This is a genomic window from Pseudomonas sp. 5P_5.1_Bac1, from assembly GCF_025466015.1.
Lineage (GTDB): Bacteria > Pseudomonadota > Gammaproteobacteria > Pseudomonadales > Pseudomonadaceae > Aquipseudomonas.
The window spans coordinates 57,743-75,133 of sequence record NZ_JANLNX010000019.1; the positions used below are offsets into that span (position 1 = coordinate 57,743).

Sequence of the window (17,391 nt, forward strand, 5' to 3'; positions counted from 1 at the left end):
CGGTGAAAAAGATCAGCATCGAAGAGCGCCCGGACTGGCGTCGTACCGTCGAGGCCGAAGGTTTCGACTTTCACACCATCGACGGCGAACGCTACTGGGATGAACGCGGCTACTACCTGTTCAGCGAAGCGCAGATCAGCCGCGACATCGAGGCGCCGACCAAGGCCGTGCACGAACTGTGCATGGACGCGGTGGAGCGGGTGGTGCACAGCGAGGAACTGCTGACCCGCCTGGCGATCCCGCCGGCGTTCTTCGATCTGGTCCGCGATTCGTGGCACGAAGGGCATCCGCACCTTTACGGCCGTTTCGACTTCAGCTACGACGGCAGCGGCCCGGCCAAGTGCATCGAAGCCAACTACGACACGCCGACCAGCCTGCTGGAAGCGGGTTCGGTGCAGTTGCTCTGGCTGGAAAGCCAGATTGCCGCGGGTGTCTTGCCGGCGTCGGCCACGCAGTTCAATACCATCGCCGACGACCTGGTCCAAGCGTTCTCGGCGTTTCCCACGCAAGGGCCGTTTCACTTCTCGGCGATGTCCGGGTCGGTGGAAGACCGCGGCACCACTGATTTCCTGCGCAAGATGGCGGCGCATGCCGGCATCGATGCGCGGCATATCGATATCGAGGACATCGGCCTGCGCGACGGTCGCTTTGTCGACCTCGATGGCCAGTGGATTCAGCGGCTGTTCAAGCTGCATGCCTGGGAACACATCTTCCACGAGGCATTCGGCAAGGCGGTGCCGGGCTGCGATACCCAGTTCGTCGAGCCTGCGTGGAAGTCCATCATCAGCAACAAGGGCATCCTCGCCTTGCTGTGGGAGTTCCATGAGGGACACCCGAATCTGCTGCCAGCCTTCGTTGACCGCGAACCGCAACGGCCGGTGCCTGCCGGCTGGGTGCGCAAGCCGTATTTTTCCCGCGAAGGCGCCAATATCGAATTGCGCACCCGCGCGGGTGAGTTTGTTGCCGAGGACGGGCCGTATACCGATGCGCCGTTCATCCTCCAGGAATTCGCGCCGCTGCCGCGGTTTGGTGACAGCTATACGTTGCTGGGCTCGTGGGTGATCGGGGATGTGGCGTCGGGAATCGGGATTCGTGAGGACGACAGTTTGATCACCAAGGATACGAGCCGGTTTTTGCCGCATGTGGTGATGGATTAGTCGGATGTCCTCATCGCGGGTTGTTCACGGCATGGTGTTTTCCTGCAGCCCACTGCGCTAGCATCGACGCTTTCGTAATCGGAAGGGGACGCCGTTGGACTCATTGACCCAGGCCGTTTTGGGCGCAGCGCTTCAGGGCACTGTGCTCGGCAAGGTGCAGGGCCGCCGCTCCCTGCTGTATGGCGCGATGCTCGCGACGCTGCCGGATCTGGACGTGGCCATCCGCTACGCCGACCCGGTGTCGAAGATGACGTTCCATCGCGGTTTTTCTCATTCACTCTTCGTGCTCACCGGGCTGGCGCTGTTGCTGACCTGGCTCACTATGCTGGTGGTACGCAGGCGACGCCCCGACGCGGGTTACAGCGGGCCGCGGGTGTTTCTCGCGTACTGGCTGGTGTTGGTCACCCACCCGCTGCTGGATGCCTTCACCGTCTACGGCACGCAACTGTTGTGGCCGTTCCAGCCGACGCCGCAAAGCTGGGCGGCGGTGTTCATCATCGATCCCGTTTATACCCTGCCGTTGCTGGCGGGCGTGATCTACGCCGTGGTCAAGGGCATGACCGGCCGGGTCAGGGCGGTGCTCACCGGCCTGTTGCTGTTCAGCACCGCTTACCTGGGCTTCGGCCTGCTGTCGAAGAACATCGCCGAACAACGTTTCCACTCCGCCTTGCGGGCCCAGCAGATCGAAGTCACGCAACTGCGCGCGGTGCCGATGCCGTTCAATACGCTGCTGTGGCGGGTCATCGCGAAAACCCCGGACGGGCATTACTACGAAGGCGTCAGCGGGCTGTTCGATAGCGAACCGCCGGAGTGGCAGCGCCAGCCGTTGAACCTCGATGCGGCGAAGGTGTTGCAGGATTCGCCGCTGCATGAGCGGCTGCGCTGGTTCACCGGGGACTGGCTGCGTTACGACGTGGTCGGCGATGCGCTGGTGGTCAGCGATTTGCGCATGGGGATTCCCGGTAACTACACCTTCCGCTTCCGCATGGCCGGGTGTGACGGGCAAGGCAACTGGCAGGTGCAGACGCCGGGTTCGTGGCCGGGAGCGGGGGTCGATTCGATCCGTAATCCCGAAGCGCTGAAGTTGATCCTGCACAGGATCGTCGAGCAGCAACCACCGTTGCCGTTGGCACAGTGGACGCGCGAGTACCTGGACGGGCCGGCGCCGGCGGCGGGGTGCGCGGGGTAGCGGCGCTGTTCGCGAGCAAGCTCGCTCCTACAGGTTTGGGGCGCCGACCAGTACCGTTTGCAAGTCCCGCTCCGGTATTTCCCAGACCAGCAGCTTCGGCGGGGTTTGGGCAAACGCCGGGCTGGCGAAGTACGCCGTGGCCGCACCCGAAAACTCCCCCCCGTCCTTGGCAAAGTTGCCGATCGGCGCCGACAGCGCTTGCTGCAGGAATCCGCCGAAGTTGGAATTGCGCGAGAACGAGGTGCCGATCAGTGCCAGGTTCGGCAGGTTGTCGTCACCGAACAGGTCGTCGAGGCTGTCTCCTGCGTTGTCGGCGTCCGGGGTCTCTTCGTTGATGGCGGATGCCGCCACCTGTTCTTGCTGCGGTTGCAGGTGCGCTGGCAGCCAGTCCAGCCCGGCCAGCCGCACCAGGTCGCCGGGGCGCGTCGCGGCGGGTTGCGGGCTGACGGCGAAGGTGCGCTTGGGCGTCGCTTCGATGCCCATGGCGGCAATTTTCTGGCTGACCGCGATGGCCGCGGCGCGGGCGCCGGCTTCGCTCCAGTGCGTGTCGAGGCGCAGGAAGGCCTTGGCGCCCAGCGGTTGCAGGGCGGGGGTGAGGTCGAGGACGGCGACGCCGGCGTTTTGCAGCGCGACGGTCCAGTCGCGGATACGCGGTTCCAGGCTGGCCGGTCGCGGCAGGCCGCACAATTGGCTGGCGGCGATCCGGCTCTTGTCCGGCACCACGCTGACCAGCAATTCGATCCCGCGCTGTTTCAACTGATCACGCAGGGCGATTACCGCCTCGGCTTTTGCCTTGGCGTTGGCCTCGCGGTGGCGGTTGATCTTCAATTCGTCGCTGATGAACAGCCACTGCGGGCAGCCTTCACGCACCCGCGGGCCGGTGTCGCCGAGCGTCAGCCAACTGCCGCCGCGCTCCAGTTGCGCGGCCTTTTCCGGCAGCGGTGCCTTGGCCAGTTCCTTGGCGATGCGGTGGGTGATTTCGCCTTCCAGCACCGCGTCGTTGGACAGCGGTTTGCCGGGCAGCAGTTCGAGCTTGCCGCTGACCACCAGCCAGCCACAGGACAGCAGGCCGGCGGCGAGAAACGCGGCCAGGGTGACGCCCGCCAGCGGGCTGGTGCGCAGGGCGATTTCGCTCGGTGGGGTCGGTGCCGTACTCGGCGGAGGCGTCTTGGTCGTCATCAGAACTGGAAGTACAGGAAGGGCACGGCATCACGGCTGGCGATCAACGAGAACGCCAACAGGAAACCGGCCACGGGCCAGAGGGCAGCCACCACCGCGTACAGCGCGCTGTGACCGAAACGTTGTTCGAGGCGCGCCTGGTACAGCGGCGCGACCACGCAGAACACGCCGAGCGCCGCCGCCAGGGCGTGCACCGGGCGCACGGTGGCGGCCAGCGCTTCACCCAGGGCGAAGGCGTGCAGGCCGAACTGGCCGGCGTACATGGACAGTGCGGTGTCGAAGTCCGGCGCGCGGAACAGGGTCCAGGCCAGGCAGACGAACACCAGGGTCAGGGTGTGCGACAGCGCTTTCGGGATCGCCGGCAGGCTGGAGCGGTTCCACGCCCGGTCGACGCACAGCGCCACGCCGTGGGCCGCGCCCCAGAGCAGGTAGTTCCAGCTATCGCCACCGTGCCAGAGGCCGGCGATGGCCATGGTCAGGAACAGGTTGCGGTAGGTGTTCCAGGTGCCGTAGCGGTTACCGCCGAGGGCGATGTAGAGGTAGTCGCGCAGCCAGCTCGACAGCGACAGGTGCCAGCGCCGCCAGAAGTCCTGAATGCTGCTGGCCAGATAAGGCCGGTTGAAGTTTTCCGGGAAATGGAAACCGAGCATCAGGCCCAGGCCGATGGCCATGGCGCTGTAGCCGGCGAAGTCGAAGAACAGTTGCAGCGAGTAGGCCAGGCAGCCCAGCCAGGCATCGAGGAACGACGGGTTTTCCAGGTGGAAGGCCACGTCCACCAGCGGCGACAGGGTGTCGGCCACCAGCACTTTCATGCACATGCCGATCATGAACCGGCGCGCGCCGAGGGAAAAATTCTGCCAGTTGAAGTAGCGCTGGTTCAGCTCGCGGCGCACCCAGTCATAGCGAATGATCGGGCCCGCGATGGAGTGGCCGAACATCGAGATGTAGGTGGCGAAGTTCACCAGGCTGCGTTCCACCGGCACGGTGTGGCGGTGCACATCGACCAGATAGGAAATGGCCTGCAGCACGATGAACGACAGCCCCGCCGGCAACGCCACGCGCTGCCACTCCATCGGCAGCGCGCCGTAGTGGGTGATCAACTGGTTGTAGGTCGCGGCGAGGATGTTGGCGTACTTGTACCAGCACAACACCAGGGTGTTGAACACGATCAGCGCCGCCAGCAGGCGCAGGCGCCCCAGTGAGTCCTCGCGGCTGCGGTCCACCGCCAGGCCGCCGGCCCAGGCGATCACCGTCAGCACCACGTGCAGCAGCAGGAACAGCGGGCTCAGCCAGCCATAGAAGAACCAGCTTCCCAGCAGCAGCACGAGGTTGCGCCCGCGCGCCGGGCTGAGCGCATAGACCAGCATGAACAGCGGCAGGAACAGGGTGAGGAACTCAAGTGAGGCGAAAACCATGGCGCAGCGGACGTCCTGTCAGTTGGACAACGTGTCGGTGGTGTTCAGCAGACGCGGGCCTTCGGCGCCCGGCAGCAGCATCACGCTGTAGCGCTCGCCGGCCTTCAACTCGCCCAGGTCCAGCGGGTTGCCGACGTTGGCGTTGGCGCAGACCAGTTGCACCGAGAGCTTCACCGGGTTGATCGAGCGGCGCTGCACGCTGCCGTCGGCGGCGTCCTTGAACAGGTCGGCGCTGCGGCCGGCCGGGCGCAGACTGGCGGCCGGGCAGGCGGGGTCGAGGCTGATGAAGGCCAGCGAAGCTTTCAGCGCGTTGAAGTCGTCCGGTTGCTCGCGCACCACGCGCTGGCTGATCTTGCCGCCGTCGTTGAAGGCGAACACCGTGGCGAATTCGCCCGGCGCGACCTGCAGGTCCAGCGCGGCGCTGGCGGCACCGTTGCTGAGGGTGCCCTTGATCGCCTTGTTGGCCGGCACTGGCAGGTAGGCCGAGACTTTCTGGCTGTCGTCCAGGTTGAGGCTGGCCTTGGAGCCGCTGGCTTCCATTTTCAGCACGCCCGGGGCGACGTTGACGAAGCGCAGGAACGCCGAATCTTCGCTCGGCCCGGTCGGGTACAGCGCGACGTCGGCGCTGGCGACGCCGGCCGCGAGGGCCAGCGGCAGGGCGGCGAGCAGTGCGGTCAGGCGGCTCATTTCTTCACGTCCTTGACCACCGGGCTGGCCAGCAGTGCGTCGGTGATGGCCTTGCTCCAGCTGATGTAGCCCATGCTGGTCAAGTGCTGGCCGTCGATGGTGGCCCACTGGCCTTGCTTGGAGAACTTCAGCGAGTCGATGTAATCGCACGGCGCGACGTTGCTGGCGAGGAACTTCGAGGTCAGTTCAACACGGGCGTAGGTCTTGCCGTACTTGCCGCCTTCGCTGCCCCAGTTCGGGCCGACCCACACGCACTTGGTGCCGGCGTTCTTGATTTCCTTGGTCAGGCTGGTGGTCTGTTGCCAGATCCAGGTCTTGGGGAAGGCCGGCTTGGTGTAGTCGGCCATGGTGTCGCCCATGACCACCACGATCAGGTCCGGCTTGTCGGCGGCGATCAGTTGGCTGATCGGCTGGGTAGTGGCCTTGTTGCCAAGGACCACGGCCTTGTCTTTGTTGCGCCGCTCGGCGCCGCCGCATTCGCCCGGCGTGACTTTGGTCCAGTCCCCGGCCTTGGAGCCGCAGACGCCCAGCGAGTGCACTTGCGCGCCCTGTTGCACGAGGTTGTCGTGCAGGCTCTTGATCAGATAGTCCGGCGTTGCCAGGTGGCTGTCGCCGATCATCAGGATCGTCAGACCAGCGAGAAGAGAAGCAGCCATTTCATTAACTCCTTTTTTGGCTCAGTTCGAATAAGGCGAACGGTAAGGGTTGACGGGCAGCGGCATGGCGCCGCCGCCGTCCTCGAACAGGTAGCGCAGGTACAGGCCACCGGTGAATTGTCGATAGTCGCGGGCGTTGTCCACGCCGAAGGTGCCGCCGAAGAAGAACCCGTCGCCCAGGCGGTATTCGCCGCTGGCGCCCAGCGAGTAGCCGATGCCGGTCTTGTTCTGCGATTCGTAGCGGGTGTTGATCGTGGTGCCCAGGGCGTCGGCGATGTCCGCGGCCGCTTCCAGGTAGGCCTGGCCGCCACCTTTACGGAAGTACGGCGCGCTTTCCTGCTCGATGTGCTGCAGGCCGACCGAACTCTGGATCTGATAGCTCCAGTTCGGCCCGCGTTGTGCCCAACTGACCGGCAGACCGATGGAGAAGAAGGTCTGCGGGCTGAAGTAACCGCCGTGGCCGTAGGTGAAGAAGCTCTGGTTGTTGTCGTAGGTGGAGCCGGACAGGCTGAGCCCGCCGGTCAGTCGCCAGTCCTGGTTGTTGAGCAGGTACCAGTAGATGCCGCTGCCCAGTTCGACGCGCTCGTTGTTCTCGACGTTGTTACCCGTCAGCTTGTGCCAGCCAGCGTAGGTATAGGCACCGAAGCGCTGGTTGTCATAACTGGCCTGGGCCCGCAGGCCGTTGGCGGTGACGCCACCCCATTCCACGCCGGTACGCGCGTCCCGTGCCCCGGCGAACGACACCAGGCTGTCGGTCACCGAGCGCCGCGACAGGTTGAGGTTGTAGCGGAAGTTGCTGTTCTCGGCGAACGCCCGGTCCAGGCTGATACCACCGACCACATTGGTTTCCCGGAAGCCCATCGGGCTTGTGCCGATATCGGTCTTGATCCCCAGCGACGGCATCTCATAGGCCACGGCCAGGCCGATGCCCGTGTCTTTCTGCGAGCCGACGCTGTCGCCGAAGCTGTCGAGCGCTGTCAGTTGGTCATCGAGGGTTGGCAGCGCGAGGATAGATTCCACCTGTGCGGCGGTAAAACCGCCAAAGCGTCCGTCGGACCCGCTGGTTTCGCTGACCCGGCCCGCATTCAACGACACCGGCGTCACCCGCACGGCCATGCGGTCATCACCCACCGGGAAACTGATTTCCAGCGGGGTCTCGATATCGGTGATCTTGCTCAGGCCCGACTCGCCGTTGTTGGTCCGCACGGTGAAGCCCTGCTTGATCTGCGGGCTGCGCGCCTCGCGGATGCTGTCCAGTTCGGTTTCGATCGCGGCACGCGGGTCGGGGTTGACCACCGCGCGCTCGGGCTCGTCCACCGGCAGCGCGCGGCGGCGCTGGCCGGGTTCGACCTCGCGGCTGGCGACCAGCACCGGCTCGTCGAACGGCTCGCGGTCCTCTGGCGCGGCGGCGACACTTGCGGCCTTGCGCGCCCTGGCCTGGACCTGCGCCGGTTCGGGAATCTCGTTGAAGGCCATGTCTTCCAGGCGCGACGCCTTGCGCTGGCCGGGCTGGCCGACGAAGGGGTTGGCGGCGATGGCCTGGCCGAACGGGTTGTCGATCAGTTCATCCTTCGGCCCTTGCAGGGCCAGTGCCTGGGCATACAGCTCCTGAGCCTTGGCCAGCTTGCCGCGGCTGCGATACCACGCGGCGGCGGTGCTCAGCACTTGCGGGTTTTCCGGGGCAAGTTGCAGGCCGCGCTCGATGGCCTTTTCGGCCTGGGCGGTCTGGCCGTTCTGCTGGAAGGCCAGGGCGGCGCCCATTTGCACGTCGGCGTTGTCCGGCTGCGCGGCCAGCAGTGGCCGATACAGGTCGACGGCTTTCTGTGGGTTGCGGTTGTCGAGGTACATGCGCGCCAGCGACGAGACGGCCTGGGCGTCGTCCGGGCGCTGGGCCAGGGCCGGGGCGAGGGTGTCGTAGGCGGCGACCAAGTCGCCTTTTTCCCGCAGCAGGTCGGCCTGGCGCACGGTGTACTGGAACAGCAGGTCGTCGTAGCTGCGCTGTTCGGCGGGCTTGAGCGGCACGCCGCGGACTTCACGCAGGATGTCGCTGACGTCGACGTCCTTGCCGGCCTTGAGCAGGGCGCCGCCATAGGCGATGCGCAGGCCCGGGGTCGGCTGGCTGCTCTGGGCGATGGCGTTGCGCAGCAGGTTTACCGCGCGGTCGGTGTAGCCGATGTCGATGTAGGCCGAGGCCAGTGCGGCGTACAAATCGGGGCTGGCGCGAAGGCCGCTTTCCGCCCGCTGCAACAGGTTCAGCGCCTGGGAGCGCTTGCCTTGTTTGGCGAGGGCCTGGGCCTGGCTGGCGAGCAGGCGCAGGTCGAGTTCTTCGGACAGGCTGGCCATGGCCGGCGTGCGTTGGCCGGTGGGGATGCGATCAAGCAATTGCCGGGCTTTCGACCACTGTTCCTGGCGGCTGGCGAACAGCGCGCCCGCGTAGAGGGCCTCGGGTTTGTTGGGGTTGGCCTGGACCAGCTCGTCCATGATCTGCCGCGCTTTGTTCGGCGCGTCGGTCTTCAGGTAGATGTTCGCCAGGTCGGAGCGGGTCCACGGGTTTTGCGGGTCGTTGCGCACCGCGTCTTCCAGGGACTTGCGCGCGCCTTCCAGGTCACCGCGGCGCTCGGCGTCCTTGGCCTGGCCGACGGCGATGGCGGCCCGCAGCTTGCGCAGGTCGCCGAGGCGCTGACGCTGGGCATCGCTGAGGTTATCGATCAGGCGCTGGGCTTCACTGAGCTTGCCGTTTTGCGCTAGTACGCTGACCAGGCCAGCGAGGGCGTCGGGCTGGCTGGCGTCCAGGCTCAGGGCATGACGGTAGGTGGTTTCGGCGCTTTCGAACTGGCCCTGGGATGCCTGCAGGTCGGCCAGGCTGAGGTGGCCCTGGACTTCTCGCGGGTTGGCGGCGATGGCCCGTTGCAGCAGCTCGCGAGCCTTTTGGGGATTGCCGGCTTCGCGGGCTTCGGCCGCTTCGTCCAGCCAGACCCAGTAGCGGTTGGCGACCAGCGCGCTTTGCCAGCGGCTGGCGTTGCCTTGCTTGATGGCCTGGCGCAGCAGGGCGTCGGCGTCGTTCAGCCGGCCCTGGCGCTGGCGTACCAGGCCCAGTCCGCCGAGGGCGTCGGCATCTTGCGGGGCTTCACGCAGGCGCGCCTGGAAAGACTGTTCGGCAGCGTTCAGGTCTTCGTCCTGCAGCGCCTTGAAACCGCGCTGCAGATGGGGATTCTGCTGATAGGTCGATTGCGCCTGGCGCAGGCCGGTGCGCATCTGTTCACGGATTTCCTCGTCGTCCGGGTAGGCCTTCAGGTAATCCTCGTACAGCGCGATGTCGGCCTTGCCGCCGCCGAGCCAGGACAGGCCCTGGCGCCAGGCTTCCACGGCCTGGCTGCCGATGGCCGGGTCGTTGCGGTACGACGCCAGTCGGCGAATGCCCTCGGCGCGTGTGCTTTCGTTGCTCAGCAACAGCTTGGCCAGGGTCAGCTTGATCCGGCCATTGTCGGGGTCCTGGCGTTGCAGGCGTTCCAGACCCTGACGCGCTTCTTGCCAGCCGTTGGCGGTATAACCGAGGGTGCCGTAGAACTCCAGGGCCAGTTCGCCCTGCGGAGCACTGCCGTCGAACAGCTCGCGGTAACCCGCCACGGCCTTGTCGCCTTCACCGGACTCGACCTGTACCCGCGCCTGGTTCAGGCGCTCGGCGTTGTCGTCGCCGTGCAGCTTGATTTCCTGTTCCAGCAGCAGCGCCTGGCGCTCGCCGGGATGGGCTTTTTTCAATTGCTCCAGGTAGCGCTTGGCGCCGTCCGGGCGATTGCCGTCCAGTTCCAGCAGGCCGAGGTTGTAGATGGCATCGGCCTGTTGCGGATCGATCAGCAGCAGCTTGCGCCAGGCTTCGGACGCCCGGGCCCGGTCCTTGCGCGCTTGCCAGTATTGGCCCTGTTCGAGCAGCGCCTTGCCGTTCTCGCTGAGTTCGGCGTGGCCACTGTTGTGGATCAGGGCGGCGAGCAGGCCGACGGCTATGGTTTGGCGGCGCGAGCGCATGAAGTCTCCCAGAGAGGTTGCAGCTTCCCGTCGGCGAGGAAGCGGTAGTGCTGGTCCATGTAGCCGAGGGCGAACAGGCTGAGCACCACGTCGTAATAAGGGGGTTGTCGGGCCTGGACCGCTTCCGGGGTCAGGCTCTTGGCCAGCAGCGTATCGACGCGCGCGCGCTGCTGTTGCTCCAGCCAGGGTTGCTGGCGGGCCTTGAAGTAGGGCAGCAGGGCGGCGGAGAAACCGAAGGGCCCGTCGCCGCTGGTGGTATTGCTTTTGACCTGGACTTTTTCCGGCGGCGTGCCTTGGGTCGCGACGGTCTGGGCCATGCCGCCGAGGCTGTCGAGCATCGGTTTGAACAGGGGGTCGCTGTTGGGGGTCAGGCCCGCCCACAGGTAGACGCGGATGGCGTCGTAGCTGCCAACTTCGCCCTTGACCGGGTCGATGACGAACAGGCCGTTGCCCGGCCCGGTGCCGCGGTAGCCAACCCAGTCGGCGACGAAGCCGTGCTGCCCGGCGCCTTTCATCAACGTGGCGGTGCTGCGGGCGATGTCGTTCCACGGACCTTGCGGATCGACCCCGGCCATGCGGCGCAGCACTGGCACCGGCAGGTAGCTGGGGTTGAGGTGCCAGAAGTGGTCGGGTTTGGCGAAGCCTTGCGGGCCGGGCAGCATGATCTTGCCGAGGCCTGGCAGGTCGGCCACTTCCTTGGTCTTGATGTTGTTCAGCAGCAGCGCGGCTTCCTTGCTGTAGCTGTCGTCCTGCCACAGCCGCGCGGCTTCGGTCAGGGCGTAGACGAACCACAAATCGGCGTCGGAGGCCGAGTTGGTGTCCAGCAGGCGCCACTGGCCCTTTTCATCCTTGCCCCACCACCAGCCGGGCAGGTTGTTGCCGATGTCGCTGCCGGCAAGGTTGTTCTTGGCCCAGGCCCAGAGCTTGTCGAAGGCGGCGCGATCGTTGGCCACCAGGGCGAAGAACATGCCGTAGGACTGGCCCTCCGAAGAGCTGTGCAACTGCGGCGTGCTGGCATCCAGCACCCGGCCGTCTGGCTGGATGAAGTGCTGGGTGAAGCTGTGCCACAGCGGCCACTCGGAGACGGCGCACTGGCTCGCGGCCTGGCTTGCGCCGGGTAGCAGCCAGGCGCTCAAGGCAGCGGCCAGCAGGGTTTTCAGCGGCGCGCGCCGCTTGGCGGATTTGACGATATTCATGAATTACTCGTCTTTGAGCCGGTGACGGGCGATTGCCCGCAGCGAAAAGTAGGCCGCGCAACTGACCAGGGCCACACCCAGTACGGTCAGTCCAAGCAGCAGGAAGACGTGCTGCGATAACACCCACTGGATGTATTTGAACGGGCCTAGATGACCGACGTAATAGGACTCGTCGGCCACCAGCGACTGAATGTGCTTGCCCTTGATCATCGCCAGGCTGCCTTGCAGCGATTGGGTGTAGTGTTCGCCGCCGATCAGTGCGTCGGTGACCTCCGCCAGGTGCTGGGGCTGCGGGCTGGACAGCAGGACCACGCTGCGACCGCGCTTGAGCGGCGACTCGAAACCGCTGACGTAGGAGCTGCCGTTTTCGCCGCTGAAGGTCAGCGCGCCACGGGCCTTGCGCTGGTTGGCGACCGGGTCCGGGCTGATCCATTCGCGCAGGCGCAGCGGCAGGTCGGAGAACTCCACATAGCGCTTGGCATCCTCGCCGCGGCTCGGCAGGTAGTCAGCCCATTCCTTGAGCAGCGGCTGGTTGTTGCCGGATGCCAGCACCAGCAGGTCCTTGTCGGCGAACTGCGCGACGTGGTCGGCCTGGCCCACGCTGACGGCGGTGGCCGGGTAGCCGGTGGAATCGCCGAAGCGGCCGAGTACCGTCAGGTAGGCGTCCCAGTCGGCGGGGCCGGCGTTGTCCGGGAGGATCACCGCGGTCTGCGACAGGTCGGCCAGGCGAGTGAAGGGGAAGCCGCTGTCCTTGAACACGCCGAGGTTGGGCATGGCCATGAAATGGTCATAGTGGCTGAGGTCGACCGTGGATTCCGGGTCGATCGCGCTGCGCATGTTGTCGATGATGATGTCGTTGCATTCGCCTTGCTTGATGTAGTCGTACATGAAGCGGAACTGCAGGCGTGATTGCAGCGCCACCGAGTCCAGTGGCAGCAGCATGCTGGCTTCGCGGAGCAAGCTGTCGTCGGCCTTGAGCGCTGTCATCAGCTTCTCGCCGGTGCTCATGCTCTGGATCGACGGCAGGTTCATCGAGCGGATGAACCGGTCGTTGAAGGCCACCATCAACGACGAACTGGTCGACGTCTGCTGGAGCGTGTAGCGGTACTTGAGGTTCAGCCGGGCGCCGTCTTCACGCCAGTTGAACAGGTCTGGCGGCAGGCGCATCGGCACGGTGATCATCGGCGGTGAATAGCCGGAAACGTTGAGCTGGCGCGGTTCGAGCAATTCGCCCAGGCGCACCGGGCGATCGCTCGGCAACCAGTTCGGCGCGTCGTAAGGCTGGCGTGGCAGCAGGATATCAACGGCGTCGATCTGCACGCTTTGCCCGGACAGGCTGCGGCTGCCCACCACCAGCGCGGTGGCGGCGCGCTTGATCTCGTCGCTGTCGCGGCCGGCAATCACCAGCAGCTTGCCGTACGGGTCGTTCGGGTTGCTCACCAGCGACAGGGTCGGGCCTTGCACCGTCGGCAGGTCGAGGCCGTCGAGATGGCTGGCCTCAACGCTGTTGACCAGAACAATACCGTTACCTTTGGCCGGCAGGCTCTGCACCTGGCTGGAGAAACGTGCGCCACGGTAGCTGGCCAGCGCACCCAGCCACGACGACACCGCACCGGCGGCTTCCAGGGTGGCGGAGTCCGGCGCCGTGGCAAACACGAACGGCATCGCCATGGCACGGCGGTCGCGGCGGTCGAACAGCGGCAGGGGCAGGCCGGCGAGGTCGTTGGGCAACTCGACCTGGGACACCTGGATGCTCAACTGGCTGTCGTTGCTGACCTTGGCCCACAAGCTCGAATGCGCCGGATCTTCGCACTGCATGGAGTAGTGACCGATCAACTGCACGCTCAGGCGGTTGAATTCGGTGATCAGGTACGGCGGGATTTCGATGGTGTGCTTCTGCACCGTGCCGGCGTTTTCCTTGGGCAACGGCAGGCTGGCGGCCACCTCGTCGTTGACCATGATGTTGATCTGCGACAGGTCGCTGAGCAGCGCCGGCGAATAAGTGTATTGCAGGGTCAGTTGCGCACCGGTCACCACTTCATCGGCGCGCATGTCGAAGTTGATCGTGTCGCTCGACTCGATGCCGCGCAGGCTCATGGTGTAGTCCTTGCCCAACTCCTTGAAGCTCAGCCGGTAGCCCGGCGCCTCATTGGCGGGCAGGGTGGTGGTCCCCGGGCTGGCAGCGACTGTCGTCGCTGGTGCGGTTTCTTCGGCGACGGCCGCCTGTCCAAGGCCGCCCAGCAGCAGGGCACAGGCCAACAGGGTGCGCGAACGGCGCAGCGGATTCACTTTTTCGCCGGTGAGAGCCGTGACAGTCATTGCGTTTCCAGTGCTGGTTCGATGTTGGGGGTGTCGGTTTTGCGGAAGTAGTGACGGTGACGCAGCGCGGCCAGGGTGGCCTTGGCCAGGTCGGCCATGCCGCGCAGGCCGACCTTGCTGACGTCGCGCAGGCCGCTCAGCGGGGTGTCGACGTTGCTGCTGCCCCAGGACGAGGCCCAGGTGTCGGCGCGGGAGAACGTCAGGCGGACCATGTCGCTCTGCTGGCGCAGGGTCAGTTCGTGGAAGCGCATGCCGGCCGTATTGCCGCGGGCGAACATCACCCGCGCCGGCAGCACGCAGGCCTGGCCCTGGCGGTGCAGGGTGACGTTCAGCTCCATGTCTTTGTTCAGGCTCACGCCCGGCGGCAGCTTCACGCCCACCCCGCTCTGCGAGAAGTCGAGGGTGTGGCAGTCGATCTCGCGGCCGTCCGGCAGGTTCAGACGCACCGGCAGTTCGGCATGGACCCGCGGCTCGGTGCGCACCTGACGGCTTTCACTGGCCACCGCCACGGCGGTGCTGCTCATGATGACGTTGTAGAGCGTCCAGCCGAGGTTGATGACGATGGTGAGCACGGCGTTGGGGTCGCCGATGAATAACTGCACGATGCCGCAGACGATACCAATCAGGTTCAGCACCAGGAGCACGATGTAGGGCCGGGCCAGCTTCCAGTCGAAGTAGTCCTTCTCGATGATCCCGCCCTTGTCGGTGACGTTGAAACCACCAATCTTCGGGTTGATCAGCGCCACCAGCACCGGGCGCATGATGTACCAGGCCAGCACCGAATCGTACACCTCGTTCCAGAACGAATGGCGGAAGCGCCCCTGGATCCGGGAGTTGGTCAGGCTGGCGTGGAAGATGTGCGGCAGCACGTAGGCGGTGATCATCATGGCTGACGCTTGGAAGATCTGGGCGCCGAAGATCAGGTAGGCCAGCGGCGCGGTGAGGAACACCAGGCGCGGCAAGCCGTAGAAGAAGTGCATCATGGCGTTCACGTAGCAGATTCGCTGGCCGAAGCTCAGGCCCTTGCCTATGAACGGGTTGTCGGTACGGAAGATCTGCGCCATGCCCCGGGCCCAGCGGATTCGCTGGTTGATGTGGCGCGACAAGCTCTCGGTGGCCAGGCCCGCAGCCTGGGGAATGGCCAGGTAGGCGGTGTTATAGCCCTTGCGGCTAAGCTTGAGGGCGGTGTGGGCGTCCTCGGTCACGGTTTCCACCGCCACGCCGCCGACTTCCAGCAGGTGGGTACGGCGGATCACCGCGCAGGAGCCGCAGAAGAAGGTGGCGTTCCACAGGTCGTTGCCGTCCTGCACCAGGCCGTAGAACAGTTCGCCCTCGTTGGGCACCGAGCGGAAGGTGTCGAGGTTCTTCTCGAACGGGTCGGGCGAAAAGAAGAAGTGCGGTGTTTGCAACAGCGACAGCTTCGGGTCCTTGAGGAACCAGCCCATGGTCACTTGCAGGAAGGAGCGGGTCGGCACGTGGTCGGCGTCAAAGATCGCGATGAATTCGCCATCGGTGACTTTCAGCGCCTCGTTGAGGTTGCCGGCCTTGGCGTGGTGGTTGTTGTCACGAACCACGTAGTTGACCCCGATCTGCCGGGAGAACTCGCGAAACTCCTCGCGGCGGCCGTCGTCGAGCACATGAACGCGCAGCTTGTCCCGCGGCCAGTCCATCGCCTGGGCTGCCAGCACGGTGAGTTTGACGATGCTCAGTTCTTCGTTGTAAGTCGGCACGAACACGTCCACCACCGGCCATTCTTCCGGCGGCGCGGTGAGGATTATCGGTTTGCGCTGGAGCGGCCAGGCGGTCTGCATGTAGCCGAAGGAGAGGATGATCAGGGCGTAGATGTCGGCGGCCACGAGGCCGTAGCCGAAGAACATGTCCAGCCAGTTATCGAAGCCGAGGGTGTCGGTCAGGCGCCAGTACACGTAGCGCAGGGTGGCGATCAGCGACAGGGCGATCATCGCCATCACTGCGATGCGCCCGGGGATTTTGCGCAGGATCAGCAGCAGCGCCAGGCACAGCCCGGCGAAGGCGACCTGCGACGCCAGCTCCAGTGGCGTGGTGACCACGGCAACCAGAAGCAGCCCCCCCAACACCGCCGCGGCGATCTTCAGACCGAGCTTGAGGCTGTGCGGCAATTGCTCCACGCGGGCAAACCAGGCTATCGCCCGCGCCCTCCTGGACGTCGGCAAGACCGGCGTCGGTTTAAGTTGGGCAGTCATGAGGCGCTGGTTTCTTCGCGGTATTGCTCGATTCGTTGAGCCAAATCATGGGCAACCGTACGCAGCACCTGGCAAGCAGGGCTGTCGAGCGGTTGTTGCAGGGGGTCGTACTCGTAGGCCAGGGCCTCGTCGAACTGGTGGTCCAGCGGCAGGGCAGCCAGCCAGCGGTTACCCAGTTGCTGACGCAGCACTTCAGCCATGTCCAGGCTCAGCGGACGCTGGGCATCGACCTGATTGACGAGGAAACCGCAAGTGCCGGGGCGCAGCGGGGCGAGCCAGGCTTGCAGTTTGTCCAGCACCCGATAGGACGCGGCGTCGGCCAGCGTCAGGGCAATCACCTGGTCGGCAACGCCGAGCATCTGGTGCAACCAGGGCGTGGCGCCGGTTGCACTGTCGATGACCAACAGATCATCGGCGCCCAGTTCGAGGGTCGCCAAGTGTTGCATCAGCCAGTTGGGATTGGCCGCCAGTTGCGCTTCGAAGGCGCGCGCATCGGCGGCGTTGCTCGGGCCGAAGGGCAGGCATTCGATTCCGCTTTCGGTCAACGCGCGGATGCCGTCCCAGCCAGCATCCTGCAGCCGCGCCTGATTGATACCGGGCGTGGAACGGGGCAGGTTGAAATGGCTGAGCAGGGAATTTTGCGGGTCCAGGTCGAGCACCAGAGTGCGGCCGGTGGTGCGCTTGAGCAGCTTGCCCAGGGACGCCGCGACGGTGGTCTTGCCGGCGCCGCCCTTGGCGGACAGCACAACGATGACATGGGCCTTGGGCCGTTGCGGCGGTTGGGCCCGCAGGGCGTTGTCGAGGGCGCGGCGGTTGTTTTCTTCGGCGGCGGCGCGGCGATCACGGGCCACCACGGCGAGGCGTTCACGCAGGGAACTGCCGGGCGCGAGGTCGTCGCTGTTGTCTACCGTGGCTGCCGGAAGTACAGGCATCGGCGGCGATGACACCACCGGCAGGGCGGCGGCGACAGGCGGGCGCTTGGTTTCGACCAGGCTCATCGCCACCGGTTTGGCCGGCGCGGGCGCGGCGGGCGGCGGTGGAGCAGGGACGGCAGCGACCGGCAGCGGTTCGAGGAATTCGAATTCGGTGTTGATTTCTTTGTAGCTGTCAGCACTTGCCCCAAAGCGGTGGAACAGGTTTCCAATATCGTCTGCTTGACTCATATATGTACTTCCAGCCTACGGCTATCTGGACTACAGAAGGGCAGGTTCGGGTCTTCCAAGTGGGTAAGGGTGTGATATCAAAATGATTGTGTCAATATTTTGGTTATTTACTACGGGTCATTTCGAGTGCCGGCATGAAGAAAATAAACGCCGGATTTTTGACCTTTTCAGCGAAGGCTCTAAAT

At 65.3% G+C, this 17,391-nt stretch carries 11 protein-coding genes; 2 read left to right on the forward strand and 9 right to left on the reverse strand.

The features are described 5' to 3' along the window. Nucleotides 1-2 precede the first annotated feature (2 nt). Together NTD82_RS03785 and NTD82_RS03790 are read left to right on the forward strand one after the other, a co-directional pair. Nucleotides 3-1,157 (forward strand): glutathionylspermidine synthase family protein, encoded by a 1,155-nt coding sequence (locus NTD82_RS03785; RefSeq protein WP_262127792.1) that lies wholly within the window; start codon nucleotides 3-5, stop codon nucleotides 1,155-1,157. A 94-nt stretch (nucleotides 1,158-1,251) separates the two neighbouring features. Continuing rightward, nucleotides 1,252-2,346, forward strand: a complete 1,095-nt coding sequence (locus NTD82_RS03790) for a metal-dependent hydrolase (protein WP_262127793.1) — start codon at nucleotides 1,252-1,254, stop codon at nucleotides 2,344-2,346. A 27-nt stretch (nucleotides 2,347-2,373) separates the two neighbouring features. On the opposite strand, the gene NTD82_RS03795 is transcribed toward NTD82_RS03790, so the two are convergent. From NTD82_RS03795 to bcsQ, 9 genes are read right to left on the reverse strand one after another with little or no spacing between them, the layout of a single operon-like run. Continuing rightward, on the reverse strand, nucleotides 2,374-3,525 hold the full coding sequence (locus NTD82_RS03795) for an alginate O-acetyltransferase AlgX-related protein (RefSeq protein WP_262127794.1): 1,152 nt from the start codon (nucleotides 3,523-3,525) through the stop codon (nucleotides 2,374-2,376). Further along, nucleotides 3,525-4,940 carry an MBOAT family O-acyltransferase gene (locus NTD82_RS03800; protein ID WP_262127795.1) on the reverse strand — a complete coding sequence of 472 codons (1,416 nt, stop codon included), beginning with the start codon at nucleotides 4,938-4,940 and terminating at the stop codon, nucleotides 3,525-3,527. The genes NTD82_RS03795 and NTD82_RS03800 overlap by 1 nt, the downstream gene beginning before the upstream one ends. A gap of 18 nt (nucleotides 4,941-4,958) precedes the next feature. Further along, a complete protein-coding gene (locus NTD82_RS03805) occupies nucleotides 4,959-5,627 on the reverse strand; it encodes an alginate O-acetyltransferase AlgF (protein WP_262127796.1) in 669 nt (222 codons plus the stop codon). Continuing rightward, nucleotides 5,624-6,283 carry an SGNH/GDSL hydrolase family protein gene (locus tag NTD82_RS03810; RefSeq protein WP_095153480.1) on the reverse strand — a complete coding sequence of 220 codons (660 nt, stop codon included), beginning with the start codon at nucleotides 6,281-6,283 and terminating at the stop codon, nucleotides 5,624-5,626. The genes NTD82_RS03805 and NTD82_RS03810 overlap by 4 nt, the downstream gene beginning before the upstream one ends. Nucleotides 6,284-6,304: 21 nt before the next feature. Beyond that, nucleotides 6,305-10,306, reverse strand: a complete 4,002-nt coding sequence (locus NTD82_RS03815) for a cellulose biosynthesis protein BcsC (RefSeq protein WP_262127797.1) — start codon at nucleotides 10,304-10,306, stop codon at nucleotides 6,305-6,307. Further along, nucleotides 10,282-11,502, reverse strand: coding sequence for a cellulose synthase complex periplasmic endoglucanase BcsZ (gene bcsZ, locus NTD82_RS03820; RefSeq protein ID WP_262127798.1), 1,221 nt, complete (start codon nucleotides 11,500-11,502; stop codon nucleotides 10,282-10,284). The genes NTD82_RS03815 and bcsZ overlap by 25 nt, the downstream gene beginning before the upstream one ends. 3 nt (nucleotides 11,503-11,505) lie before the next feature. Further along, complete coding sequence (bcsB, locus tag NTD82_RS03825) at nucleotides 11,506-13,821, reverse strand: cellulose biosynthesis cyclic di-GMP-binding regulatory protein BcsB (RefSeq protein ID WP_262127799.1); 2,316 nt, start codon at nucleotides 13,819-13,821, stop codon at nucleotides 11,506-11,508. After that, complete coding sequence (gene bcsA, locus NTD82_RS03830; RefSeq protein WP_262127800.1) at nucleotides 13,818-16,043, reverse strand: UDP-forming cellulose synthase catalytic subunit; 2,226 nt, start codon at nucleotides 16,041-16,043, stop codon at nucleotides 13,818-13,820. Before bcsA ends, bcsB begins: the two co-directional genes overlap by 4 nt. Continuing rightward, entirely contained in the window at nucleotides 16,040-17,206 is a 1,167-nt protein-coding gene (bcsQ, locus tag NTD82_RS03835; RefSeq protein ID WP_262127801.1) for a cellulose biosynthesis protein BcsQ, read from the reverse strand. Before bcsQ ends, bcsA begins: the two co-directional genes overlap by 4 nt. Nucleotides 17,207-17,391 lie beyond the last annotated feature (185 nt).